We start from the raw sequence: 24,320 nt of genomic DNA, 5'->3' as shown, positions 1-24,320 counted from the left end.
TGAAAAACGCTGCCTATTGACTTCTCATCCGTGCTGCCTGCACTTGAATAATCTCCAATAGCGCACAGCCCTCACGCATCAATAGATGACTACCGCGGCTCACTCGCAACAAATCGCAATCATCAATGTTTTTGAGTCCAAGCGTGGACAACGTGTCCATCAAGTCGCGAACCACCGTAAAACGATGAGCCGCGCAAATCGCCAGGTCTTCGAGGGGGGCATCGTGTCGGATATACAGCACCGGATTGACGGCATCGTGGGTATCAAGCGGGGTAAAACGAGGTGGAATTTGAGTAGGCATCCTTGTAACTCCCATAAGTTTGAAGTTACCTCCGCTCGCGGCCAAGCGAAAAGGGTGGCAACTGCACGCGGGTTGGCCGACCGGACATGGGATAACCGGCACACCCGAAGGTGTCCCACGTACAGCTGCCATAACACTGAGTCACAGACCAAGAAACCTCTGCAACGTGTTTGGACGCGCTTACGCCCCATATTCGACCGGCCAAGGTCGTTCGCGAAGATGTTGTTCGCGAAGGGCAACTTTAGGGGCTATTTGCGGGAAGATACAACCGACAGGCTCTGTAGGAAAGGCAACGATTCAATGTCTTACAAAATCCCTTTCGTCAGACCTTACTCCTGAGCGTGAGCGATTGACTCCGGGGGGCCAGCGTACCAAGCCCAGGCGCCACCGAACGGCCTGCCCGGAACCTATCAGTCGACGAGCGACCAGAGCAGATATTCGCCCCTCCTTGCGGTTGGCCAAACACAATCTAGTGTCTATTGATAGCACTCAAGAAAACCTGAGTTCGCCCCACGTATTCTGGTCTGCAGTCCTGCAGTGACAAAGACATCCAGGAGTCCGAGTCATGGAGGAAACCCTTATTCTGGTGGATGAGAACGATAACGAAACCGGCAGTGCGCAAAAGCTGCTCATTCATCAACAAGGCCTGCGACATCGGGCGTTTTCGATCTTCATCTTCGACGGGCAAGGTCGTTTGCTGCTGCAACAACGTGCCCTCGGCAAATACCATTCGCAAGGCCTATGGACCAACACCTGTTGTGGCCATCCGCGCCTGGGCGAACAGATCCATACCGCCGCCCAACGGCGCCTGTTCGAAGAAATGGGACTGACTTGCCCACTGACGAAGGTGGCGTCCCTGCTCTATCGAGAACAGGTCTCGAACGATCTGATCGAGCACGAGTTCGATCATCTGTTCGTCGGTACGAGCGACACCCAGCCCGTTGCCAACCCCGAGGAAGCCCTGGCCTGGGCCTGGTTGCCGCTGTCCGACATCCCGGGGCGCATTGCCGCCGAACCGGACAAGTACACGATCTGGTTCCGCAAGATCTTCGACACCTACACCCTCACGGGTTTACGCGCCTGGCAAAAAATCGCGCTCGCGGCCCCCTCGACCAGCCATTTGGGGGAGCCCACAGAATTCAAAAAAATCGGGGGCTAAGACTTTCTTAGGCTAGCAGCGGGCTCTCTTGCGATTACGCCGAGATGAAGGAAATTTAGGATATTTTCGCTGTAGGTTATTGTTTTAGATGTAGCGATAGAGCGCAGCCAGCTGTTCCAAGGCTTCCGGTGCAAACCCGACGGTGTACGCCATTACGATTTTACAGTGGCATCCTGGTGCTCTGCCGACAGCCGGGCACGCACCTGATCGATGCTCAGTGCTCGCGAGGGGTCAGCTTTCAAGGCATCGTAAGCCGGGGCTACTTGGCCAACGAGCCAGCTTTCCAAGGCACGATCACGGGCCAGCAGTGCCCGCAGGCCATCACGAATCACTTCGCTTTCAGTGGCATATTCACCGGCAGCCACCTTGGCTTTCACCACGTCGGCCATCTGGTTAGGCAGAGTGATGCTGAACTGTTGAGTGCTACGCATGACGATTCTCCCGGATAACATAGGACTTAATCCTATTAAGTCATTACTTAGATATCAGGCCTGCCACCAACGCGGCAATAACTGCCGCACCCTGGCCTCGGCGAAGCGATCATCGATCAACAGCACCACGCCGTGATCCTGCTGGCTACGGATCACCCTTCCCGCCGCCTGCACGACTTTCTGCACCCCCGGATACAGGTAGGTGTAGTCGTACCCCGCGCCGAACAGTGCCGCCATGCGTTGCTTGATCTGCTCATTGACCGGGTTCAGTTGCGGCAACCCCAGGGTCGCAATGAACGCACCGATCAGCCGCTGGCCGGGCAAATCGATGCCCTCGCCAAAGGCCCCGCCCAGGACCGCGAAGCCAATGCACTGGCTGTGCTCGGTGAACTGTTCGAGAAAGGCCTGGCGCTGGCTTTCTTCCATGCGCCGCGACTGCTGCCAGAGCGGGATGTGCGGGTGAGTGTCGGCCAGCAACTGCGCCACCTGCTGCAAATAGTCGAAGCTGCTGAAGAACGCCAGGTAGTTACCGGGGCGCGCTGCGAACTGTTCGGCCATCAACGCGACGATGGGCGCCAACGAGGCCTGGCGGTGCACGTAACGGGTGGAAATCCGGCTGATAATTCGCAGGTCCAGTTGCTCGCGCTTGAACGGCGACTCGACATCGATCCACGCGGTGTCCGCCGGCAGACCCAGCAGGTCGGCGTAGTAGTGTCGGGGACTCAGGGTCGCGGAAAACAGCACGCTACTGCGGGCCGCCGTCAGCCGCGGACGCAGGAAGCCGGCCGGCACCACATTGCGCAGGCACAACTGCGAACTGCGGCGCCGGCCGGTCTCACGCAAGCTGATGTCGAACAGATAATGCTCGTCGAACAATTCCCCCACCCGGGAAAACTGCAGAAGCTCGAAGTAGAACCCCTGGAGCTCGCCATCGACGCCTTGCGTCTGCTCATTGAGGTAGTCGCCGATCGACGATACGCACAAGCCGATGGCGTTCAGCAGCTTGGTGGGAACCTGAGCATAGGCCTGGTAAGGGCTGACCTGCTCCTTGTGCAGGGCATTCCACTCACGGTTCAGGCGCTGGAACGACTTTTTCAAGGCCTCGGGGATGCTGCGCCGGACACTGTTCATGACCTGCTGGTCCAGGCTGGCGCTATACATCTGGCGCCCGCGCTCCACCAGGTTGTGGGCTTCGTCCACCAGCGTCGCCACCCGCCACTGGTTGGCCTGGGCCAGCCCGAACAACAGTGCGCTGAAGTCGAAGTAATAGTTGTAGTCGGCCACCACGCAATCGCTCCAACGGGCCATTTCCTGGCTCAGGTAATAGGGGCAGATGCCATGGTCCAGGGCGATGGCCCGCAGTGCCTGCTGGTTGAGCAACGGCACGCCGACCGCGGCCTGCCTCGCAGCGGGCAATCGATCATAAAACCCCCGGGCCAAGGGGCAAGATTCGCCGTGACAGGCCTTGTCCGGGTGCTCGCAGGCCTTGTCCCGGGCGACCAGTTCCAGCACCCGCAGCGGCAGCTCCGGGGAGCGCTGGTAGAGGACTTGCGCCGCATCCAGCGCCAACTGCCGGCCCGGGGTCTTGGCGGTGAGGAAGAACACCTTGTCCAGTTGCTGCGGGGCCAGGGCCTTGAGCATCGGGAACAGCGTGCCGAGGGTCTTGCCAATCCCGGTCGGCGCCTGGGCCATCAGGCAACGCCCGGTGCTCACGGCCTTGTACACCGTCTCGGCCAGCACCCGTTGCCCCGGGCGAAAGGCTTCATGGGGAAAGGCCAGGCCCCGGGCCGCCTGGTCGCGGGCCTGGCGATGGTCGGCCTCCTGCTCGGCCCAATGCAGGAAACGTTCGCACTGCTGCGCAAAGAACGCCTCGAGATCCGTGGCGCTCCAGGTTTCCCGGAGCACGGTTTCCTGTTCGCTGACAATATCGAAGTACACCAGGGCCAGGTTCATTTGCCCCAGTTGCAACTGCTGGCAGACCAGCCAGGCGTAGATCCTCGCCTGGGCCCAGTGCAGTTGGCGGTGATTGGCCGGCTGCGTGGCGAGGTCGCCACGGTAGGTCTTGATCTCTTCGAGCAGGTTCTGCCCCGGGTCATAGCCATCCGCCCTGCCCTGGACCTTGAGCTGGCGGTAATGCCCCTCCACCGGCAGTTCCGCTTGATAACCCGCACCGCGACGCGAGGCCACGGTGCGATGGCCGAGCATGCCCTCCTGGGCGCTGGGCGATGGCGTGAAGCGCAGGTCCAGGTCGCCGACCTTGGCGGTGAATTCACACAGGGCGCGCACGGCGACGCGGTAAGTCAAAGGTCCTCCGCTACCCACTGCACGTAACAGACGGCAATCGGCATCTGGTGCTGGCGGCAGAACTCCAGCCAGCGCAACTGGTTGTCCTGCAAGCGGTCACCGGGGCCTTTGACTTCGATCATCCGGTAGCTCTTGTCGGCCGGCCGGAACTGGATCAGGTCGGGCATGCCGGCGCGGTTGGCGCGGATGTCCAGCAGCAGGCGTTCGAACCAGTGCTTCAGATGCTCGGCGGGCAGGCAGTCGAGGGCCTGCTCCAGCAACTCCGGGGTCAGGATATTCCAGAACACAAAGGGCGATTGCAGCCCCCATTTGGCGGCAAAGGTGGCGCGAATACTGTCCTGGTAACGGCCGTCCTCCAGTTGTCCCAGGCACTCGGCGAACAGTGCCGCGCGCCGGGCGTGGAAGTCTTCGTCGTGCAGGTCCGCCGGGCCGCTCTGGAATGGGTGGAAAAACGCCCCCGGCAGCGGCGCGAAGATCGCCGGCCAGCACAGCAGGCCGAACAGCGAGTTGACCAGGGTGTTTTCCACGTAGTGCACCGGGGCCTGCGGCTCGTGCAGGTGCCGGGCGACCCCTTCCTCGACGGACAGGGCCGGGTCATTGACCAGCACCAGGTCCAGCCGGGGCACCTCCAGCGCTGCCGTCGGCGCGATGGCCGGCAGTCCGAGCCTACGCCGCAATCGGGGCAGGATGCGCAACAGATGTTGCTGTTCTTCGGCGCTGCGCGGTGCGTCCTGAGCCTGCAACGCCAGGTCCATGGCCTGCTGGAACTCGCCCAGGCGTTCAAGCACGCGGATCTGACGCAGGCGCGCGGCCGGGTAGGCGCAACCGCTATAGATCGCCAGCGCACCGGGCCAGTCCTGCAGGCGCTCGCTCTGTTGCCCGAGCTGGAACAGCAGTTTGTCTCTGCGCCGTTCCAGCCAGGGGTTGTCGGTGTCCAGCTGGTTGACGTGTTCGCGTATCAGGCCCGGATCGTCTCCGGCATCGAGGGCTTCGCGAGCCCTGTGCAGATGCAGGTAGCCGTCCAGGTCGGCGCGGTTGCGCAGACCGCGGGACGACGCGCAGAACTCGACCTTTTCATAGGTAAAGATACCCAGGTCAGCCAGCACGAATTCAGACCAGTCCTGATACAGGTTGCCGAAGAACATCAGCCGCAGACGGTCGCACAAGGGCATCACCTGCAGGCTGTAGAGCTGATCGGGAATGGCCGGGCACCACTGGGCAAACGAGCGGGTCTCGTCGAAGCGCGCGGCCAGTTGCGCATAGAGTTCGGGTTTGTTGGCCCTGGGTTGAACGAGGTCCGCCTTGAAGGCCTGCACCAGCTCGGCCTTTTGCAGGAGCGCAAAAAGCTGCGCCAGGTTCAGCGGCGCGTCATCGCGCACCCAGCCCAGCGCCAGCAACGGCTGCACCGCCTGCCCGGGCTCGCCGATTTCGTCATAGCTCAGCTTGCCGGCCCGAAAGTGCTCGCCCTTGCGCATCACCATCCTCACCAGCAAGGCCCGGGAGGCCTTGGGCAAACCGGCAAAATCGCGGATGAAGGCGTGCTCCTGCTCGTCCAGCAGGTCGGCATAACGCTGGGCCAGCCAGTCGAGCACTTGCTGGAAGTTGTTCAGGTAGTAGAACGGATCGTCGAGGGGCTGGGTTGTCACGGGCGGGAAGGACCACGGTTATCCAATGCTGGTTATGCATACAGATAACAGGCCATCCCGCCGCTGGCAAATACAAACGGACCAAGGGCGGCTCAGTCGAGCTGTTCCAGGCGCAGGGCATCGGCCAGGACGCCCAGGGCCTGGTCCAGGTGACGATGGGAGGTGCTGCATAGCCGCAGGTGCTGTTGATGCAGGCCATGCAGGCTGAACAACTCGCCGGGGGCGACGACGATCTTGCGCTCCAGCAATCGCTCGAACACCTTGCGCATGTCCACCGGCCGGCTCGCCTGTGCCCATACCGTCGCCCCGCCCTGGGGCGGTACGAAGGCCAGGCTGTCGCAAAGACGCTCGCCCAGCAGCCCGATCATGTGCGTCATGCGCTCCTGCAACAAACGGCGCAAGGTCGCCAGGTGCTGATCGATCCGGCCGCTGCTGTAGAGCCGGGCGATGGCCTTCTGGCGGGTCGGCGACATGCGGAATGAACGCAGCAGGAAATGCCGCTGCAACTCCGCCCCCAGGTGCCGGGACAGCAGGTAGCCGAAAGGCGCCTCGGCCCCCATGATCCGCTCGAAGCTGGCGAACACCACCAGGCGATCCGGGTCCACCAGATCCCGCATGCGCGGGCCGCCAGGCTCGAAGGCGCACTCGCCATGGCTGTCGTTTTCCAGCAGCCAGATGCCGAAACGCTCCAGCAACCGGGCCAGGTGCTGGCGCTGCGCGAGGGGCATCAGGCTGCCACGGGGCACGCTGAGCCCCGAAGACATCAGCAGCAGCTTGACCGGCTGGGTCTGCAGCAAGTGCTCCAGTGCCACCAGGTCAAAGCCACCGTCGTCCAGCAGCGGCAGTTCGACGATGTTGACGCCGCCGGCCTGCAGCAGGCGCAGGATCACCCAGTCGCAGGGTGACTCCACCAGCACCGTGGCATGCTTGAGGCTCAGCGCGGCCATCAGGGTTTCCAGCACGCTGCGCAGGTCCGCACCGATGTAGACATCGTCGGCATGCCAATAGCGCTGGGCCGAGGTGGTGTAGCGCACCGCCAGGGCGGTACGCAACTCCAGTTCGCCGAAGGGTTGGAACTGCGGGGCCTGCTGGCGCGGGTATTGGCGCACCAGTTCGCGTTCGAGCAACAGCAGCGGATTGTCCAGCGACAGCAGCAGCGCCGGTTCATCACTGCTCAGCACCAATGTACCGGGGCGCCGCGAATGCACATACAGGCGCTCCAGCACATCGGCGCTGCCACTGACGAACGAAACGCCGGAGACCGGCAGCGCGTAATAGCCCGACTTGGCGAGCGAGTACACCCGCCCCTCCTTTTCCAGCAGGGAATAGGCGTACTGGATGGTCGAGATCGACACATCCAGGCGTTCGGCCAGCTGGCGCAAGGACGGCAGCTTGACCCGGGCATCGGTCTCGATCTCGCTGATCAGGCTGACCAGATAACGATAGACCGCCTGGTAGGCAAAGTCCGAGTGTTTGCGTCCCTTGTCGGGTGACGGTTGAGGCGCGTCCTGGGGCGCGGACGAATCCGCGCCGGGTTTGGGAGTGTCTGAAACTATCAATACCAATCCTTTTTAACGTCCCGACAAGACTTCTTTGAACACCTCACCGTTGTCGGGATTGACGATGTCGATGCGGTGCTTGTCCGGATCGCTGGCGCGGACCCGGGCAATCAGCGAATTGACGCCGGAGAAATCCACCTGGGCCTTGGTGTAGAGATCGCCCAGCAACGCCGGTGTCAGGCCGCTGACTTCGTTCAGCCATTGCCAGATCTGCTCGGGCACGACTTGCCCCGCCAGTGCCTTGTGCAGATCCGGCAGGGCCACGAGCATGCCGGGATGGCAACTGCGCAGGAATGGCTCGAGCCCGTTGCCGCGGTTGACAAAGGGGGCGAACAACAAACAGGTCAGCTGGGCTTCGCTCAGGCCAAAGGCCTCTTGCGCGTAGGCACTGGCCAGTGCTCGTCGATCCAGCACCTTCTCGCTGCTGTCATAGGCGGCCATGGCGTGCTCCACCAGCCGTGCCGGCATACGCTTGCGACGCATCAGGGTTTCGGCCAATTGCAGGTACTCGCCAATACCGGCCTCGTAGCTCAAGCCCCTGACGTACTGCGCCTGCAAACCGCGCATATGCGCCATCAGCAAGGGATTGGCACAATCGGACTCGCTGAAGTGAAAGGCCAGGTCATCGAACTGGAAGCCAAGAAACTCCGTCAACAGCGGCCAGCGCTCCTCCAGATCACGGCCGACCAGGTCGTAGACACTCACCAACATGGGCGCCGAGGTCCGGCTGGAGCGACTGATGGCCGGGCCCTCGGGCTCCACCAGGGCCTCGCCATACAACTCGCGGGAGTAATCCTGGCTCAGGTCGTGGCAGGCTTTCACCGCCTCGTCGAACTCCAGCGCCCGCCCTGCCCGCTCCGGCTTCTCGGTCGCCCGCAACAGCCAGGTCATGTACTGCTTCTGCTCCCGGGGCGAATCGCCGCTGACCAGGGCATCGACGCCTTTGTCCCAGGCACTGGAGCGTTCGTAGAAGTCGGCCATGGACAGATAGCAACCGTTGCAGAATGTCGCTCGCCCGTCGCCCGCCGTCAGGTGGCCGCTCATGAGCAGGTTGCGGCGGTTGAGATCACGATTGAGTTCGGACATCGGCAGGCGATGATTGAAGGGACGGACATGCTTGTTGTCCACCATCAACAGCTCGACCCGGGGATCGTCGTAGACGAACAGGGCACTGTAGCTGCGATGGATATTGTGCATGACCCTGGCGGTCACCCCGGGATGACGCAAGGTGGCGACGCGCAGGCTGAACGTGGCCGGTGAACGTCCGGCAATACTGAGTTGCGCCGCCCGCAGGAACGCCAGTGTATAACTGCTGTCCTTGCCGCCACCGTGGGCCACCATGACTTTGAATTCACCAATACGCTCGATACCGCCCGCCGCTACGATCAGGCGTTGAATCAACAACTGCAGGGCAATACGTTCAGCGCGCGTGAAGTAACTCATCAGACGCTGCAACACCTGCTGGTAAACATAATTCATTGCCTGCTCATGAATGGAGCTCATAGCCTTTATACACCTGGATTGAGTTCAGTGTCGGGCAAACAGCGCTCGTCATTACCGGCAGTTGCCGGGTCAGGCGGAAGATCACCTACCCGATATAACCCTGAATGCGGACAGGCAACACCCGAAGTATTGCACAGGTCTGAAACACCCACGGCAAGAGCTTTCGAGCATGACCGACGTCACTGATTGCCAGTTAGCGTTGGGAGTCTGCGTGCCAATAAAAACATCCTAGGAATATTCTTACGGCGACCTACAACTAATAACTACCCGCAAGCGATTAACGACATAAAAAACCTGTCTTCACCCGTTTCCCTGAAAACAAGATATTCCACGCAGTGGCTCCAGGCGGGCCCAAGCTGAAACTTCGAAGAACAGCAGGACTCCGATAAAGCGGATGATACTGAACCATAACTCATTCCTTGAGCGGTAAGTGACCGTTCAATTATCAGCACTTGCCCGGCGATTAACAGATACAGAATCCGGCGAAAAACCGGTTCAGTTGATGACATGTTCCGGCGTACGGAAAAATCCGGAAAAGTTGTTAAACCATGTTTCTGGGGACCAATAAAAAACCCCGTATCGCGGGACGATACGGGGTTGTGTGGACTCAGACCAACGGAGTCGGTTCAGCTGGGCTCGACTTGCAGCGCCACCCGCCCGCGACAAGGGCAGCCGTCCATGTATCGATGGGCCTCGACAAAGTCGTCGAAGGCAAAGGTGCGAATTTCCAGCGGCGGCAACACGCGATCGGCCGTCAACTGGTTGATGTCGCGCAAGGCCCTTTGCAGCGCCGCCTGGTCCTGGAGGATGCCCAGTTCCGGCTTGCCGGTGAAGTTGCCGATACAGTGCACGAAGAACTGGATGTTCTTCTGGAACGCCGCGCACGCCGGGAACGGTGTCTGGTTGCCGCCCTGCAGGCCGTAGAGCACCAGGCTGCCGCGCGGCGCCAGGACGTCGCCGAGCATCGACATCTGCGGACCGCCGAGGCCGTCGAAGACCATGTCGACGCCGCGCCCGTCGGTGTACTTGTTGACCTGCATCAGCAGGTCCTGCTCCTCGGTGACAATCACTTTCTCGGCGCCCAGGCCCAACAGGTACTCGCGCTCTTCCGGAATCTTGGTGGCGGCAATGACCCTGGCACCCAGGGCCTTGCCCAGTTGCACGAAGGACGGCCCGGCACAGTGGCTGGCATCGGTGACCAGGGCGAACTGCCCCGGCTTGAGCCGTGCCAGGTCCACATAGGCGAAATAGGCCACCAACAGCGGCGTGTAGTGCACGCTGGCCTGGACCGGCGTCAATACATCCGGATAACGGGTCAGGGCCGAACGTGGCAGGACGATCAGTTCGCCATAGACCGGATAATCGTTGGCGCTCTGGGCTGGGAAGCTGGCGACCTTGTCGCCGACGGCCAGGTCCTCGACACCCTCGCCCACCACGGTGACCACACCGGCCATTTCATGGCCGATGCCGGCCGGCAGACGGGCCTGGGACGAAGCCAGGTTCTGACGCCAGAGCACGTCGTGCCAACTGATGCCAATGGCCTCGACGCGCACCTGCACTTCGCCCGGCGCGGGCAGCGAGGCCGTATGCTCTTCGCACTTGAGCACCTCGGCCGGACCAAACTTGTGAAAACGGATCGTGCGCGACATCGCAAACCTCGTCAAATGAACCTCTAATGCCTCGAACTCTAGCCGGGCTCTTCTCGCAAGACCATCAGTGGCTATTAATAGTCGACATGCCTGTCATTGATTGGCGGCCATTGTACACAGTTCAATTTTCCGTGCGAATCAACCACCTTTGCCCGTAAGATTCACCTTCCTCGTCAGTGAACGTCTTGTGAAGCGAACCCGATGAACCGTAACGACTTGCGTCGCGTCGATCTGAACCTGCTGATCGTGTTCGAAACCCTGATGCATGAACGAAGCGTCACCCGGGCCGCGGAGAAGCTGTTCCTCGGCCAGCCGGCGATCAGCGCGGCGTTGTCGCGCCTGCGCAGCCTGTTCGATGACCCGTTGTTCGTGCGTACCGGCCGCAGCATGGAGCCTTCGGCCCGGGCCGTGGAAATCTTCGCCCTGCTCTCCCCGGCCCTGGACTCGATTTCCACCGCGGTCAGCCGCGCCTCGGAGTTCGACCCGGCGACCAGTACCTCGGTGTTCCGCATCGGCCTGTCCGATGACGTCGAGTTCGCCTTGCTGCCGCAGTTGCTCAAGCGCCTGCGGGCCGAGGCGCCCGGCATTGTGCTGGTGGTCCGCCGCGTCAACTATCTGCTGATCCCGGCCAAGCTGAGCTCCGGCGAGATTTCCATTGGCGTGTGCTACACCAGCGACCTGCCCGCCAACGCCAAGCGCAAGGTCCTGCGGCGCAGTTCACCCAAATTGCTGCGGGCCGACAGCATGCCCGGCCCGATGTCGCTGGATGATTTCTGCGCGCGCCCCCATGCGCTGGTGTCCTTCGCCGGCGACCTGAGTGGTTTTATCGATACCGAACTGGAGAAGCTGGGACGCAAGCGCCATGTCGTGCTCGCGGTGCCGCAGTTCAACGGCCTGAGCACCCTGATCGCCGGCACCGATATCATTGCCACCGTGCCGGACTACACCGCCGATGCGTTGACGGCGGCCGGTGGGGTACGGGCCGAGGATCCGCCACTGGAGACCCAGACCTTCGAACTGCACATGGCCTGGCGCGGCTCCCAGGACAACGACCCGGGCGAGCGCTGGCTGCGTTCGCGGATCCAGATGTTCTGTGGCGATCCGGACAGCCTCTGAAATCAATCGCCGTCATTCCCGGACGACACACGCTCACAGCGTCAGGCCCCACCTTGCGCCAGATGGGGCCATGGAGCTCGGAGAAGACGCAAGGTCACGCTTGCCGCGGATAGCGCAAAGGATCCGGCGCCTCGGTCCTGGGCACTTCGAGCAGCCGCACCTTGGTGTCTCCCTGGGCAGGAGACTGAAACCGCGTCTTCATCAACTGCGCAACCTTGAAGATGTCCTGCACGCACTGCCGATCGAAGGCACCGTGAAGTTCAAGGTGTTGGCCGCTCTTGTCGTGATAGATCTGCAAGGAGTAGCGAAGCGAACCCGACTGCCCGCCGCTGCCCAGCAATACCGTGGTAAACCCGCGTCCCAGGTAGCTGCGTAACTGGTCCTGCAAGGCGTCCTGGATGTCGATGGGCGTTTCTTCGGCCCAGCGCTCAGCAGTAAAAAAGGGAAATAGAGGATCGACGGCTCGTATTTTGTTTTTCATGATCACCTCGATGCGCACTCGGCGCTGTCGAGACTAGCTTAACCGGGCGTCGGACTCACGGCGGTCAAGGCGCTGTAATCTTAAGTAAAGATTAGCTGACATATCTGCTTTGGAGATTCCCATGCAAGAACATCGACATGCGCTACTAACGCAAACCCTTGGCGCGCAGCGTGAAGTCATCAGCCTGCATTTCGGGCGCCCGGGACAAGGTAAAAAGGTCTACCTGCAGGCGGGTCTGCATGCTGATGAGCATCCCGGCATGCTGGTCCTGCATCATCTGAAAAACGCCCTGCTGGCGCTGGAAGCCGCTGGCCGCCTGACGGGCGAGGTGGTACTGGTGCCGATCGCCAACCCCATCGGTCTGGGCAATTATGTATTCGGGCGCCAGCTGGGGCGCTTCGATCTGTCCAGCCGTGAGAACTTCAACCGAAACTACCTGGACCTTGCCGAACTCGTCTGCGAACAGGTGGCCCCTGCCCTGGGCAACGATCCGGCGGCCAACGTCGCGCTGATCCGGCGCTGCCTTCAGGAGCGCCTCGAAGCCCAGCACCCGCGCACCGAGCTGGACGCCTTGCGACTGACACTGATGCGCCTGGCCAGTGCTGCCGACTACGTGCTCGATGTGCACTGCGACAGTGAGGCCATGGTGCATCTCTATGTACACAGCGAACAGCTGGAGCAGGCGCGAGTACTGGCCGGTTTTACCGGTGCCCATGCCGTTCTGCATGCCCTCGAGCAGGGTGGCCCCGACGCCAGGACCCACAGTTTCGACGAGTGCTTCACGGCCATCTGGTACAAGCTGCAACAGCGTTTCCCCAATCTGCCGATTCCGCTGGCGACCTTCTCCGCCACTTTGGAGTTGCGTGGCCTGTACGATGTCAGCCATGAGTTGGCGACGCACGATGCGGATGCCCTGTTGGCCTACCTCGGGCATCTGGGGGTGATCGCCGATGCAGAGGTCCAGGTGCCGTCGCCTTTGTGTGAACCGACGCCTTTGGCCGGGGTGGAGATACTCCATGCGCCACACCCGGGGGTCGTCGCCTACCGCGCGCCCCTTGGCAGCCGGGTCGCGCCAGGCACCGCGCTGGCCGATGTGATCGACCCCCTCAGCGGCCAGGTCAGCACGCTTTGCAGCCGCATCAGCGGGGTTTTCTATGCGCGGGTGATCGAGCGTTTCAGCCAAACCGATACCGAGCTGACGTTTGTCGCCGGGCACGCACCACTGCGTTCAGGCTCCCTGCTCAGCGCCTGAGCCTTTTGCGCGGTCCTTTGCATTCCAGGCAACAGTCATTTGCCATTTCGCGAATAGATAGCCTCCTAATAAAAGGTGCATGCTAGAGGGCTGGGGTCGGATTGATATCATTCCGAATGATAGTTACCTTCGCTTCATTCGATTCGTTTGAAACCGCCCCCCGCAGCATGATCCGCCCATCTCAATAGATTGGCGGAGTGCCCCCATGGAACAGTCACTTAAACTTTTGCGCTTTCCTTTGGCTGCCCTGGCAGTCGTGGTGATGAGCGCCTGTGGTAAAGCGCCGGGGGCGGCAGCCGGTGCGATGCCGGCCGCCAAGGTCAGCGTGGCCAAGGTCATCGAGCAACCGGTCAATGAATGGGACGAGTTCACCGGCCGCCTTGAGGCCCCGGAAACCGTCGAAATCCGTCCGCGTGTCTCCGGCCAGATCGACCAGGTGGCCTTCACCGAAGGCGCACTGGTCAAGAAAGGCGACCTGCTGTTCCAGATCGACCCGCGCCCTTACCAGGCTGAAGTCCATCGCCTCGAAGCCCAACTGCAACAAGCCCGCGCCACCGCCAACCGCAGCGCCAACGAAGCCGAACGCGGCAAGCGCCTGCTGAGCAGCAACGCGATTTCCGCCGAACTGGCCGACACCCGCAGCAGCTCCGCCCAGGAAGCCAAGGCCGCGGTCGACGCCACCCAGGCGCAGTTGGACCTGGCCCGGTTGAACCTGAGCTTCACCCGCGTCACCGCACCGATCAGCGGCCGCGTCAGCCGTGCCGAAATCACCGCCGGCAACATCGTCACCGCCGATGTCACGCCGCTGACCAGCGTGGTCTCCACCGACAAGGTCTACGCCTACTTCGACGCCGACGAGCGGGTCTACCTCAAGTACACCCAACTGGCGCGCCAGGGCAAACGTGGCCAGACCACCCCGGTCTACCTCGGCCTGTCCAACGAAACCGGCAACCCGCACCTGGGCCAGATGAACTTCGTCGACAACCAGGTCAACCCCAAGACCGGCACCATTCGCGGTCGCGCGGTGTTCGACAACAACGACGGCAGCTTCACCCCAGGCCTGTATGCGCGCCTGAAGCTGGTCGGCAGCGGCACCTACGCCGCCGTGCTGATCAACGACGAAGCGGTGGGCACCGACCTCGGCAAGAAGTTCGTGCTGGTGATGGACGCCGACAAGAAGACCGCCTATCGCGCGGTCGAACTGGGTCCGAAAATCGAAGGGTTGCGGATCGTGCGCACTGGCCCTGAACAAGGATGACACGATCATTGTCAAGGGCCTGCAACGCGTTCGCCCCGGCTCACCGGTGGATCCGGAAGTGATCCCGATGGCTTCCAAGGAAACCCTCGCGGCCCTGGCGCAACAACGCCAAGCCCTGGAAGCCAGCAACCTGCCCCCAGTCACGCCCGCCAAGAGTGCAACGGTCCAGGCTAACAAGCTGGCCGCGGCGACTCCACGCGATTAAGGGATACACACGATGAATTTTTCCCAGTTCTTCATCTCAAGACCGATCTTCGCGGCGGTACTGTCGCTGCTGATCCTGATCGCGGGCGCCATCTCGCTGTTCCAGTTGCCCATCAGCGAATACCCGGAAGTGGTACCGCCGACCGTGGTCGTGCGCGCCAACTTCCCCGGCGCCAACCCCAAGGTCATCGGCGAAACCGTGGCCGCGCCGTTGGAGCAGGCCATCACCGGTGTCGAGAACATGCTGTACATGTCCTCGCAATCCACCGCCGACGGCAAGCTGACCCTGACCATCACCTTCGCCCTGGGCACCGACCTGGATAACGCGCAGGTCCAGGTACAGAACCGGGTGACCCGTACCGAGCCCAAGCTGCCGGTGGAAGTGACCCGTATCGGTATCACCGTCGACAAGGCCTCGCCTGACCTGACCATGGTCGTGCACTTGACCTCGCCGGACAAACGCTACGACATGCTCTACCTGTCCAACTACGCCTTGCTCAATATCAAGGACGAACTGGCGCGCCTGGGCGGCGTGGGTGACGTGCAACTGTTCGGCATGGGCGACTACTCCCTGCGGGTATGGCTGGATCCGAACAAGACCGCTTCGCGCAACCTGACCGCCACCGACGTGGTCAATGCCATTCGCGAGCAGAACCGCCAGGTCGCGGCCGGTCAGCTGGGCGCACCGCCCGCCCCCAACGCCACCAGCTTCCAGCTGTCGATCAACGCCCAGGGGCGCCTGGTCACCGAGGAAGAGTTCGAGAACATCGTCATTCGCGCCGGCGACGACGGCGAGATCACCCGCCTGAAAGATATCGCCCGGGTCGAGCTCGGCTCCAGCCAGTACGCCCTGCGCTCGCTGCTGAACAACCAGCCGGCGGTGGCGATCCCGATCTTCCAGCGTCCGGGTTCCAACGCCATCGAGATCTCCAACGAAGTCCGCGCCAAGATGACCGAGTTGAAGAAGGACTTCCCCGAAGGCATGGACTTCAGCATCGTCTATGACCCGACGATCTTCGTCCGCGGCTCCATCGAAGCGGTGGTCCACACCCTGTTCGAAGCCCTGATCCTCGTGGTCCTGGTGGTGATCCTGTTCCTGCAGACCTGGCGTGCCTCGATCATTCCACTGGTGGCCGTGCCAGTGTCGCTGATCGGTACCTTTGCGGTCATGCACCTGTTCGGTTTCTCGCTCAACGCCCTGTCGCTGTTCGGCCTGGTATTGGCCATCGGTATCGTGGTGGACGACGCCATCGTGGTGGTGGAGAACGTCGAACGGAACATCGGCCTGGGACTCAGCCCGATAGAAGCCACCAAGCGCGCCATGCGTGAAGTAACCGGCCCGATCATTGCCACGGCGCTGGTGCTCTGCGCGGTGTTTATCCCGGCAGCGTTCATCTCCGGCCTGACCGGTCAGTTCTACAAGCAGTTCGCCCTGACCATCGCCATCTCGACGGTGATCTCGGCATTCAACTCCCTGACCCTGTCCCCGGCCCTGGCGGCGGTGTTGCTCAAGGACCACCACGCGCCGAAAGACCGTTTCTCCAAGGTCCTCGATGTGCTGCTGGGCGGCTGGTTGTTCCGTCCGTTCAATCGCTTCTTCGATCGCGCCAGCCATGGTTATGTCGGTACCGTGACCCGCGTCATCCGGGTCAGCGGCGTGGCCCTGGTCCTGTATGCCGGCCTGATGGCCCTGACCTGGCTCGGTTTCGCCAGCACCCCGACCGGCTTCGTGCCCGGCCAGGACAAGCAGTACCTGGTGGCCTTTGCCCAACTGCCGGATGCGGCGAGCCTGGACCGTACCGAAGACGTGATCAAGCGCATGTCCGACCTGGCTCTGAAACAGCCCGGCGTGGAAAGCGCGGTGGCCTTCCCTGGCCTGTCGATCAACGGTTTCACCAACAGCCCGAATGCCGGCATCGTGTTCGTGACCCTCAAGCCGTTCGAGGAGCGCAAGGCCGCCAGTGAATCGGCCGGTGCCATCGCCGGCGCCCTGAACGGCAAGTTCGCCGGGATCCAGGAAGCCTACATGGCGATCTTCCCGCCACCGCCGGTACAAGGCCTGGGCACCATCGGCGGGTTCCGCCTGCAGATCGAAGACCGCGGCAACCTCGGTTACAACGAGCTGTACAAGGAAACCATGAACATCATCGGCAAGAGCCGCAGCGTGCCGGAGTTGGCCGGGTTGTTCACCAGCTATACCGTCAACGTGCCGCAGGTCGATGCCGCCATCGACCGCGAGAAGGCCAAGACCCACGGCGTGGCTGTCAGCGACATCTTCGACACCCTGCAGGTCTACCTGGGTTCGCTGTATGCCAACGACTTCAACCGCTTCGGTCGCACCTATCAGGTCAACGTCCAGGCCGAACAGCAGTTCCGCCTCGAATCCGACCAGATCGGCCAGTTGAAAGTGCGTAACAACAAGGGCGAGATGATCCCGCTGGCAACCTTCATCAAGGTCAGCGATACCTCGGGACCGGACCGCGTGATGCACTACAACGGCTTCATCACCGCCGAGATCAACGGTGCCGCCGCCCCGGGCTACAGCTCCGGCCAGGCCCAGGCCGCGATCGAGAAGCTGCTCAAGGACGAACTGCCCAACGGCATGACCTACGAGTGGACCGACCTGACCTATCAGCAGATCCTCTCGGGCAATACCGCCTTGCTGGTGTTCCCGCTCTGCGTACTGCTGGCGTTCCTGGTACTGGCGGCCCTGTATGAAAGCTGGAGCCTGCCGATGGCGGTGATCCTGATCGTGCCGATGACCCTGCTGTCGGCGATTGCCGGGGTGATTGCCTCCGGTGGCGACAACAACATCTTCACCCAGATCGGCCTGATCGTACTGGTGGGCCTGGCATGCAAGAACGCGATCCTGATCGTCGAGTTCGCCAAGGATAAGCAGGAAGAAGGCCTCGATCCGCTGAGCGCGGTGCTGGAAGCCTGCCGCCTGCGTCTGCGGCCGATCCTGATGACGTCCGTGGCCTTCATCATGGGTGTGGTACCCCTGGTGTTCTCCAGCGGTGCCGGTGCCGAAATGCGTCATGCCATGGGTGTGGCGGTGTTCTCCGGGATGCTCGGGGTGACCTTCTTCGGTCTGCTGCTGACGCCGGTGTTCTATGTATTGATCCGCCGCTTTGTCGAGCGCAGTGACGCTCGCAAAGCCGCCCGGGCGCACAAGCTGGAGGCGCAACAATGAGCAGTCTGAAGGCCTTTCTGCCGAGCTTGCTGGTACTGGCGCTGAGCGCCTGTGCCGTGGGCCCGGACTACAAGACCCCGGTCACCGAGAAGGCGAACATCACCGCCGCCACCGATGGCAGCGCCGGTCAGAAGAACTATGACCGCGCGCGCTTCCAGGGGACCTGGTGGCAGCAGTTCGACGATCCGACCCTGAATCAGCTGGTGACCCAGTCGCTGGCCGGCAACCGTGAGTTGCGCGTAGCCTTCGCCCACCTGAAAGCGTCGCGGGCGATCCGCGATAACGTCAGCTACGACAGAATGCCGACCATCACCAGCCGCGCCAGCAGCGAGATCGGCAAGGGCCAGATTCCCGGCACCACCGAGCAGCGGGTCAACAGCGAACGCTACGACCTGGGGCTGGACATGGCTTGGGAAATCGACCTGTTCGGGCGTATCCAGCGCAACCTGGAAGCCGCCGATGCCGACCAGCAGGCGGCCGAAGCCGACCTCTACCAACTGCAAGTCACCATGATTGCCGAACTGGTGGATGCCTACGGTCAATTACGCGGCGCGCAACTGCGGGAAAAGATCGCCCTGGCCAACCTGAAGAACCAGCAGGAATCCAAGGGCATCACCGAAAGCCTGCGTGACGTGGGTGTCGGCGATCAGCTCGACGTGGTCCGCGCCGATGCGCGCCTGGCCGCGGTCGAGGCCTCGGTACCGCAATTGCAGGCCGAGCAGGCCCGCGAGCGCAACCGTATCGCGACCTTGCTGGGTGAGCGTCCGGACAAGCTGTCGGTGGACCTGGGACCGAAGGACCTGCCGGCGATTTCCAAGGCCCTGGCCATTGGCGATCCGGGCGACCTGCTGCAACGCCGTCCGGATATCGTCAGTGCCGAACGCAAGCTGGCCGCCGCCACCGCGCGGATCGGCGTGGCCAAGGCCGACCTGTTCCCCCGGGTGGGTCTGAGCGGCTTCCTCGGCTTTATCGCCGGGCGTGGTTCGCAGATCGGCTCGTCCGCCGCCAATGCCTGGTCCCTCGGTCCGAGCATCACCTGGCCGGCGTTCAACCTCGGTAGGGTCAAGGCCCAGATACGCGGTGCCGACGCCGAGGCCGAAGGCGCCCTGGCCAACTACGAGCAACAAGTGCTGCTGGCCCTGGAGGAATCGCAGAACGCTTTCAGCGATTACGGCAAGCGCCAGCAACGCCTGATCTCGCTGATTCGCCAGAGCGAATCGAGCCGCGCCGCCGCCGACCTGGCTGCGATCCGCTACCGCGAAGGCACCGCCGATTTCCTGGTGCTGCTCGACGCCCAGCGCGAACGCCTGGCCGCCGAAGACAGCCAGGCCCAGGCCGAAACCGACCTGTATCGCGGCATCGTGGCGATCTACAAGTCGCTGGGTGGCGGCTACGAGCCGCAGGCAGTCGCCAGCAGCAACTGATTCACATCCTCCCTGGGGTTGGATGCCCTCCAATCCGCTTCAGCCCCGCGCCCGCCTGGTCGCGGGGCTATTTTTTTTGCGAATGAGCCCTGGAGAGAGTGCGGCGAGGAACCTTTGGCCTCGGGCTTTGGATGCTGGCAATTTGACCTTTTTCTGCCATCTCGGGATATGCTCGCCTTCTTGAGGGCCGGATGGGCCCTGACAGGACTGAAGGTCTACAAGGGGTTGGCCAATGTCGCAGTCAGTCTTCCAGTTGTTCCTGACCCACCGCCTGGCCGCGCTGGCCGGTGCCGACTCGTTGCGGGCCATCCGCGAAGGGTTGTTGTGGTTGTTGCCGTGCCTGCTGGTGTCGACGGCATTCCTGATGCTCTCGGCCTGCGCCCGCCTGGCGGGGCTGCCCGACGACTGGGTCAATTTCCTCGCCGGGCTCCACGAGAAGATCAGCGCCATCCTGCCCCTGCTGGTGGCCGCCTCCATCGGCTATATGCTTGCCATCCGCTATCGCCTGCCCCAGGTGCCGGTGGCCTTCCTGTGCCTGGCCCACGTGGAAATCGCCATTTACCTGCTCAGCGACTTTCCCCGGGCCGCCGCAACCCTGGTGCTGTTCATCGCCATCGCCTCGCCGCTGATCAACGTGCCGATCATGGACTGGTTGTACCGCCAGGCCTGGACGCGGCTGGTGCGGGAAAACCTGGTCGGTTTCAATGTCCGCGACAGCATCAACATGGTGATCCCCGGCCTGATCGCCACCGCCCTGCTGGTCACCGTACTGTCGCTGCTGCTGAAGACGCCCCTGGTCGCCCAGATGCAGGTGCCCTTCGACCGGACAGCGCTGGACCATCCCTACCGCTACGGCGCCCTGATCAGCGCCAGCAACTCGGTCCTGTGGTTCTTCGGCATCCATGGCCTGCACGCCATGCAGCCGGTATTCAGCGTCCTCGACGAGGCGGTGACCGTCAATCAGCTCAACCTCGCCGCCGGGGAGCCGCACCGCTACATCCTCAACAGCGGCCTGCTGGGCTGTTTCGCCTTTATCGGCGGCTCCGGTGCCTCGCTGTCGCTGATCGTCGCCGTGCTGCTGTTCACCCGTGACCGCTCGCTACGCCTGCTGGCCCTGGCCGCCGTGCCGCTGTCCTTGTTCAACGTCAACGAGATCCTGCTGTTCGGCTTGCCGATCATTCTCAACCCGCGGCTGTTCGTGCCCTTTCTGATTGCCCCGATGCTCAACGCGCTGCTGGCGGTGGCGGCGGTCCAGGCCGGCTGGGTCGCACCGATGGTCACCGGTATGCCGCTGAACTCGCCGGTGCTGTTCAACGCCTACCTGAGCAGCAACGGCGACTGGGCCGCGGTGGTCCTGCAACTGCTGCTGCTCGGTCTCGGCAGCCTGGTCTACGCGCCCTACGTGATAGGCCTGCACCGTCACCAGGACGCCGACGACGGCGTCTATATCAAGTCCTTCGACACCACCTTCCGCAGCCTGGAGGAAAAGGGCCGGCTCTTCGAGCTGGACCCGGTGGCGACCTCGTACAAGAACGACGCCCGTCGCTCGCGGGAGCTGGAGCGCATCCGCCAGATCAGCGAATACGAGTTCTACCTGGAGTTCCAACCGCAGGTCTCCAAGACCACCGGCCTGTGCACCGGTTGCGAGGCGCTGATGCGCGCCCGCGACAAGGACGGCAACCCCCAGCCGCCCTGGGAGTTTCTCAAGTGGCTGGCCCAGGCCAAGCTGATGCCGGATGTCGATCTGTGGGTCGCCGCCCAGGCGCTGGAGCAATATCGGCGCTGGCGCAAAGCCGGCTTCGAGCTGCCGATGACCATCAACGTGACCGGTGCCACCCTGAGCGTGCCGGAGTATGGCGAGCGCTTGCTGGACATCCTGTCCCAGGCCCGCGGAATGATTTCCGTCGAGCTGACCGAAGACGCCCTGGTCGGCGATGTCCAGGTGATCAACCGCCTGATCGAGCGCCTGCACGGTTTCGGCGCCCGGCTGTATATCGATGACTTCGGCACCGGTTATTCGGCGCTGAGCTACCTGCACCAGTTCAAGATCGACTGCATCAAGATCGATCGCAGTTTTGTCGTCGCGCACTGCCATCCGGAGGGGGCCCGGGTCCTGAACGGCATGCTGCGGCTGTGCGAAACCCTGAACCTGGGGATCATTGTCGAGGGTGTGGAAACCCAGGAACAGTACGATGCCCTGCACTCGTCCACGGAGCTGGTGATCCAGGGCTGGTACTTCAGCAAGGCGATCCCCGGCGAGCGGATGCCGGAGTTCGTGCGCCAGCGGCAGACACTGGCGCAAGAGACCTGTGGCTTGACGGCCCCATAGAGCCCTTCGATCACCTCGTCGGCCAGGGTGATTGGACAGCGCGGGGCGCGGGCGCTTAAGGTGGAGTCCCGTCATTTTTCCCAGCCCCAAGACCCTCGCCATGATTGTCCGCTCCAAGCCGAACCTGATCGCCATCCTGTTTTCCCTCAAGGGCTCGATTGCCAAGCGCATTGCCCTGCGCTGCCTGCTGCTGACCGTACTGGCCTCGCTCATCGTGCTGGCGGAAACCTGGCATCCGGACTATTTCGCCAAGGTCAACGCCACGCCCTTCACCTTGCTCGGCCTGTCCCTGTCGATCTTCATGAGTTTTCGCAACAACGCCTGCTATGACCGCTGGTGGGAAGGCCGCAAGCAGCTGGGGCAACTGATCATCGACGTACGCTCGCTGATTCGCGAAAGCCAGGTGCTGGGCGATGGCCCGCAGCGCACCGCGCTGCTGCGCGAGCTCTGCGGCTTTGCCCACGGACTGATCGCCCGCCTGCGCCTTGAAGACGAACGCCAGGCCATCCAGCCCTGGCAACAGGATGCGCCCACCGCCGGCCACCCGAACGTCACCGACCAGTTGCTGCAACGGATCGGCGCGCGCTGCTCCAGCCTCGCCGAACAAGGGCTGATCAGCGAGTGGCGCTATACGGTGTTCGCGGCGCTGCTGGCCAGCCTCAGCCAGGTGCAGGCCAGTTGCGAGCGCATCAAGCACACGCCGCTGCCCTTCCCCTACAACTTGCTGCTGCACCGCACCATCTACCTGTTCTGCATCCTCCTGCCCTTCGCCCTGGCCGGGCCGCTGGGCTGGCTGACGCCGGTGTTCACCGCCATCGTCGGCTACACCTTCCTCGGGCTGGACGAGATCGGCGACGATCTGGAAGACCCGTTCGGCTTCGATGAAAACGACCTGCCGTGCAACGCCATCCTGCGCACCGTGGAACGGGAAGTCCTCGCCTGCCTGGGGCACAGCGATCTGCCGCCGGCGCTGGAGCCGGTGGACTATGTGCTGACTTGAGGCGCGGGTTTGACTCCTGAGCGCAGCTGACCGAAGCTGGTGCATTCAGGAAACGCTCGCCCGCCCACGGACCCTGCATGACGAAGCCCCACCGCTACCTGCTTATCAGCCTGTTGCTCCTGCTTGCCCTCGGCCTTGTCTGGCACTGGATGCCCGGCAAGCTCGCCAGCCCCCAGGCCCCGCACATCAATTACGGCCAGGCGCTCAAGCAGGCCCATAACGGTCTGCCCGGCGCCGCACGGGTGCTCTACCAGCAGCTGGCACGGACCGACCTGTCGGATGTGCGCCGGGCCGCCTTGCACGCGGAGCTGCCCAACTACCCCAGTCCCCAGGCCCTGAAACTGGCCGACGCGGACTTGCAGAACCCCGCGCCGATGGTCCGCGAAGCGGCGATCCAGAGCATTGTCGGCCTGGTTCCCGGCGCCCAGCGCAGCCTGTTGCTCGGCCCGGTGCTCGAAGACCACGAGCAATCCGTGCGCTTCGCCGCCGCCAACGCCATGCTCGGTTTGTCACCGGACGACCAGGGCTTGTACTACGGCCCGCTGCAACAGGTGGTGGACGAGTACGAGCGGGCCCTGGCCGCCCAGCCGGAAAGTGCCGAGGCCCAGTTCCAGCTGGCGCGGCTGTATCTGCATGAGGGGCTGCTGGACAAGGCGCAGGCCGCGCTGGAGCATGTCTCGCGGCTGGAGCCGGACAACCTCAAGGCCCTGGTGGCCCAGGTCGAACTGCTGGACAAGCGCGGCCAGCCGGACCAGGCCCGGCAGCTGCTGGCCAAGCAGTTGCAGGTGCAGCCGCAATCGGCCTACCTGCAACATGCCCTGGGCGTCTGGCTGGCGCACCACGGCCAGACCGAGTACGCCTTGCTGGGGCTGGCCAAGGCGGTGGAGCTGGAGCCGGATAACGCCGATTACCGCTACAAGCTCGCCACCACCTTGCATGACTTGCAGCAGGTCGAGGCGGCCCAGCGCCAGCTGGAGGAAATCGTCCAGCGCCAACCGTCGAACCGCAAGGCACGTGTGCTGCTGATCAGCTACTGGAAGGAAACCGGACAGTTGCAGAACGTGCAGATTCTACTCGCCCAGCTGGAACAGCAGAATCCGGATGACCCGGCGTTGCAGCAGGGGCTGTAGCCGTCAGGCCAGCAGCTTGCGGATCTGTTCCTGGAGGATATCCAGGTCGAACGGCTTGGCCAGGATCGGCGCGCTGTGGGCGATGGGGCTGTTGGATTCGCGGATTTCCGCCGGGTAACCACTGATGAAGATCACCTTGAGATCCGGACGCAACCTGATCGCCGGCTCCGCGATGTCCACCCCGGAAATGCCGCCGGGCAAGCGAAAATCGGTGACCATCAGGTCCAGGTTGGGTTTGGTCGCGAGGATTTCGAACGCCTGCTCGCCGTTTTCCGCCCGTAACACCCGATACCCTTCGCCGGAGAGATAATCCGAAAGGATCATCAGGATCGAGGCATCGTCCTCGACGATCAGTACCACGTCTTGTGCATCTTCACTCAT

17 protein-coding genes and 1 pseudogene are annotated in these 24,320 nt (G+C 62.8%); 9 read left to right on the top strand and 9 right to left on the bottom strand.

Annotated features, from left to right (window positions below; genetic code table 11):
- Nucleotides 1–13: 13 nt before the first annotated feature.
- On the bottom strand, nt 14–301 hold the full coding sequence (locus UCMB321_RS30090; protein ID WP_084615027.1) for a hypothetical protein: 288 nt from the start codon (nt 299–301) through the stop codon (nt 14–16).
- Nucleotides 302–866: 565 nt separating this feature from the next.
- On the opposite strand from UCMB321_RS30090, the gene idi reads away from it, so the two are divergent.
- The gene (gene idi / locus UCMB321_RS14340) at nt 867–1,460 is read left to right on the top strand and encodes an isopentenyl-diphosphate Delta-isomerase (RefSeq protein WP_052451209.1); all 594 of its coding nucleotides are present in this window, start codon (nt 867–869) and stop codon (nt 1,458–1,460) included.
- Nucleotides 1,461–1,612: 152 nt separating this feature from the next.
- On the opposite strand, the gene UCMB321_RS14335 is transcribed toward idi, so the two are convergent.
- The 6 genes from UCMB321_RS14335 to UCMB321_RS14310 all read right to left on the bottom strand — a co-directional run bounded on the left by UCMB321_RS14335 (nt 1,613) and on the right by UCMB321_RS14310 (nt 10,552).
- Nucleotides 1,613–1,891 (bottom strand): ribbon-helix-helix domain-containing protein, encoded by a 279-nt coding sequence (locus UCMB321_RS14335; RefSeq protein ID WP_040067836.1) that lies wholly within the window; start codon nt 1,889–1,891, stop codon nt 1,613–1,615.
- Nucleotides 1,892–1,945: 54 nt separating this feature from the next.
- Complete coding sequence (locus tag UCMB321_RS14330; protein ID WP_040067833.1) at nt 1,946–4,195, bottom strand: ATP-dependent DNA helicase; 2,250 nt, start codon at nt 4,193–4,195, stop codon at nt 1,946–1,948.
- Nucleotides 4,192–5,841: a VRR-NUC domain-containing protein gene (locus UCMB321_RS14325; RefSeq protein WP_040067831.1), complete on the bottom strand. Its 1,650-nt coding sequence runs from the start codon at nt 5,839–5,841 to the stop codon at nt 4,192–4,194. Before UCMB321_RS14325 ends, UCMB321_RS14330 begins: the two co-directional genes overlap by 4 nt.
- Before the next feature lie 92 nt (nt 5,842–5,933).
- Entirely contained in the window at nt 5,934–7,400 is a 1,467-nt protein-coding gene (locus UCMB321_RS14320; RefSeq protein ID WP_040067828.1) for an aminotransferase-like domain-containing protein, read from the bottom strand.
- Nucleotides 7,401–7,412: 12 nt separating this feature from the next.
- Entirely contained in the window at nt 7,413–8,903 is a 1,491-nt protein-coding gene (locus tag UCMB321_RS14315; protein ID WP_040067825.1) for a hypothetical protein, read from the bottom strand.
- Between the two features lie 626 nt (nt 8,904–9,529).
- Entirely contained in the window at nt 9,530–10,552 is a 1,023-nt protein-coding gene (locus UCMB321_RS14310) for a zinc-dependent alcohol dehydrogenase family protein (protein WP_040067822.1), read from the bottom strand.
- A gap of 201 nt (nt 10,553–10,753) precedes the next feature.
- On the opposite strand from UCMB321_RS14310, the gene UCMB321_RS14305 reads away from it, so the two are divergent.
- Nucleotides 10,754–11,668 carry a LysR family transcriptional regulator gene (locus UCMB321_RS14305; protein WP_040067820.1) on the top strand — a complete coding sequence of 305 codons (915 nt, stop codon included), beginning with the start codon at nt 10,754–10,756 and terminating at the stop codon, nt 11,666–11,668.
- Between the two features lie 94 nt (nt 11,669–11,762).
- Here the strand turns inward: UCMB321_RS14305 and UCMB321_RS29505 are convergent, their stop codons facing one another.
- The gene (locus UCMB321_RS29505) at nt 11,763–12,149 is read right to left on the bottom strand and encodes a hypothetical protein (protein ID WP_052451206.1); all 387 of its coding nucleotides are present in this window, start codon (nt 12,147–12,149) and stop codon (nt 11,763–11,765) included.
- A gap of 121 nt (nt 12,150–12,270) precedes the next feature.
- Here UCMB321_RS29505 and UCMB321_RS14295 point away from each other — a divergent pair, with 121 nt between their 5' ends.
- The 7 genes and pseudogenes from UCMB321_RS14295 (at nt 12,271) to UCMB321_RS14265 (ending at nt 23,939) form a co-directional block, all read left to right on the top strand.
- Complete coding sequence (locus UCMB321_RS14295; protein ID WP_040067819.1) at nt 12,271–13,401, top strand: succinylglutamate desuccinylase/aspartoacylase family protein; 1,131 nt, start codon at nt 12,271–12,273, stop codon at nt 13,399–13,401.
- A gap of 205 nt (nt 13,402–13,606) precedes the next feature.
- Nucleotides 13,607–14,864: pseudogene (gene mexE / locus UCMB321_RS14290) on the top strand (multidrug efflux RND transporter periplasmic adaptor subunit MexE).
- Between the two features lie 12 nt (nt 14,865–14,876).
- Nucleotides 14,877–18,056, top strand: coding sequence for an efflux RND transporter permease subunit (locus UCMB321_RS14285; protein WP_040067817.1), 3,180 nt, complete (start codon nt 14,877–14,879; stop codon nt 18,054–18,056).
- Nucleotides 18,053–19,480: an efflux transporter outer membrane subunit gene (locus tag UCMB321_RS14280; protein WP_040067814.1), complete on the top strand. Its 1,428-nt coding sequence runs from the start codon at nt 18,053–18,055 to the stop codon at nt 19,478–19,480. Before UCMB321_RS14285 ends, UCMB321_RS14280 begins: the two co-directional genes overlap by 4 nt.
- A 232-nt stretch (nt 19,481–19,712) precedes the next feature.
- Nucleotides 19,713–21,809: an EAL domain-containing protein gene (locus UCMB321_RS14275; protein WP_040067812.1), complete on the top strand. Its 2,097-nt coding sequence runs from the start codon at nt 19,713–19,715 to the stop codon at nt 21,807–21,809.
- Between the two features lie 100 nt (nt 21,810–21,909).
- Nucleotides 21,910–22,809 carry a bestrophin family protein gene (locus UCMB321_RS14270; RefSeq protein WP_040067809.1) on the top strand — a complete coding sequence of 300 codons (900 nt, stop codon included), beginning with the start codon at nt 21,910–21,912 and terminating at the stop codon, nt 22,807–22,809.
- A gap of 77 nt (nt 22,810–22,886) precedes the next feature.
- A complete protein-coding gene (locus UCMB321_RS14265; RefSeq protein WP_040067806.1) occupies nt 22,887–23,939 on the top strand; it encodes a HEAT repeat domain-containing protein in 1,053 nt (350 codons plus the stop codon).
- Nucleotides 23,940–23,942: 3 nt separating this feature from the next.
- On the opposite strand, the gene UCMB321_RS14260 is transcribed toward UCMB321_RS14265, so the two are convergent.
- Nucleotides 23,943–24,320: a response regulator gene (locus UCMB321_RS14260; RefSeq protein ID WP_040067804.1), complete on the bottom strand. Its 378-nt coding sequence runs from the start codon at nt 24,318–24,320 to the stop codon at nt 23,943–23,945.

This window comes from Pseudomonas batumici (assembly GCF_000820515.1).
In the GTDB taxonomy this organism is placed as follows: domain Bacteria; phylum Pseudomonadota; class Gammaproteobacteria; order Pseudomonadales; family Pseudomonadaceae; genus Aquipseudomonas; species Aquipseudomonas batumici.
Note: the sequence above shows the minus strand (reverse complement) of the source record. Positions and strands in the feature narration are given on the sequence as shown.

Coding starts and splice junctions, on each gene's coding strand:
- UCMB321_RS14260 (WP_040067804.1), bottom strand. CDS start 24,320: ATGAGTGAAGATGCACAAGACGTGGTACTGATCGTCGAGGACGATGCC.
- UCMB321_RS14310 (WP_040067822.1), bottom strand. CDS start 10,552: ATGTCGCGCACGATCCGTTTTCACAAGTTTGGTCCGGCCGAGGTGCTC.
- UCMB321_RS14335 (WP_040067836.1), bottom strand. CDS start 1,891: ATGCGTAGCACTCAACAGTTCAGCATCACTCTGCCTAACCAGATGGCC.
- idi (WP_052451209.1), top strand. CDS start 867: ATGGAGGAAACCCTTATTCTGGTGGATGAGAACGATAACGAAACCGGC.
- UCMB321_RS14280 (WP_040067814.1), top strand. CDS start 18,053: ATGAGCAGTCTGAAGGCCTTTCTGCCGAGCTTGCTGGTACTGGCGCTG.
- UCMB321_RS14275 (WP_040067812.1), top strand. CDS start 19,713: ATGTCGCAGTCAGTCTTCCAGTTGTTCCTGACCCACCGCCTGGCCGCG.
- UCMB321_RS14270 (WP_040067809.1), top strand. CDS start 21,910: ATGATTGTCCGCTCCAAGCCGAACCTGATCGCCATCCTGTTTTCCCTC.
- UCMB321_RS14305 (WP_040067820.1), top strand. CDS start 10,754: ATGAACCGTAACGACTTGCGTCGCGTCGATCTGAACCTGCTGATCGTG.
- UCMB321_RS14315 (WP_040067825.1), bottom strand. CDS start 8,903: ATGAGCTCCATTCATGAGCAGGCAATGAATTATGTTTACCAGCAGGTG.
- UCMB321_RS14295 (WP_040067819.1), top strand. CDS start 12,271: ATGCAAGAACATCGACATGCGCTACTAACGCAAACCCTTGGCGCGCAG.
- UCMB321_RS29505 (WP_052451206.1), bottom strand. CDS start 12,149: ATGAAAAACAAAATACGAGCCGTCGATCCTCTATTTCCCTTTTTTACT.
- UCMB321_RS14265 (WP_040067806.1), top strand. CDS start 22,887: ATGACGAAGCCCCACCGCTACCTGCTTATCAGCCTGTTGCTCCTGCTT.
- UCMB321_RS14285 (WP_040067817.1), top strand. CDS start 14,877: ATGAATTTTTCCCAGTTCTTCATCTCAAGACCGATCTTCGCGGCGGTA.
- UCMB321_RS30090 (WP_084615027.1), bottom strand. CDS start 301: ATGCCTACTCAAATTCCACCTCGTTTTACCCCGCTTGATACCCACGAT.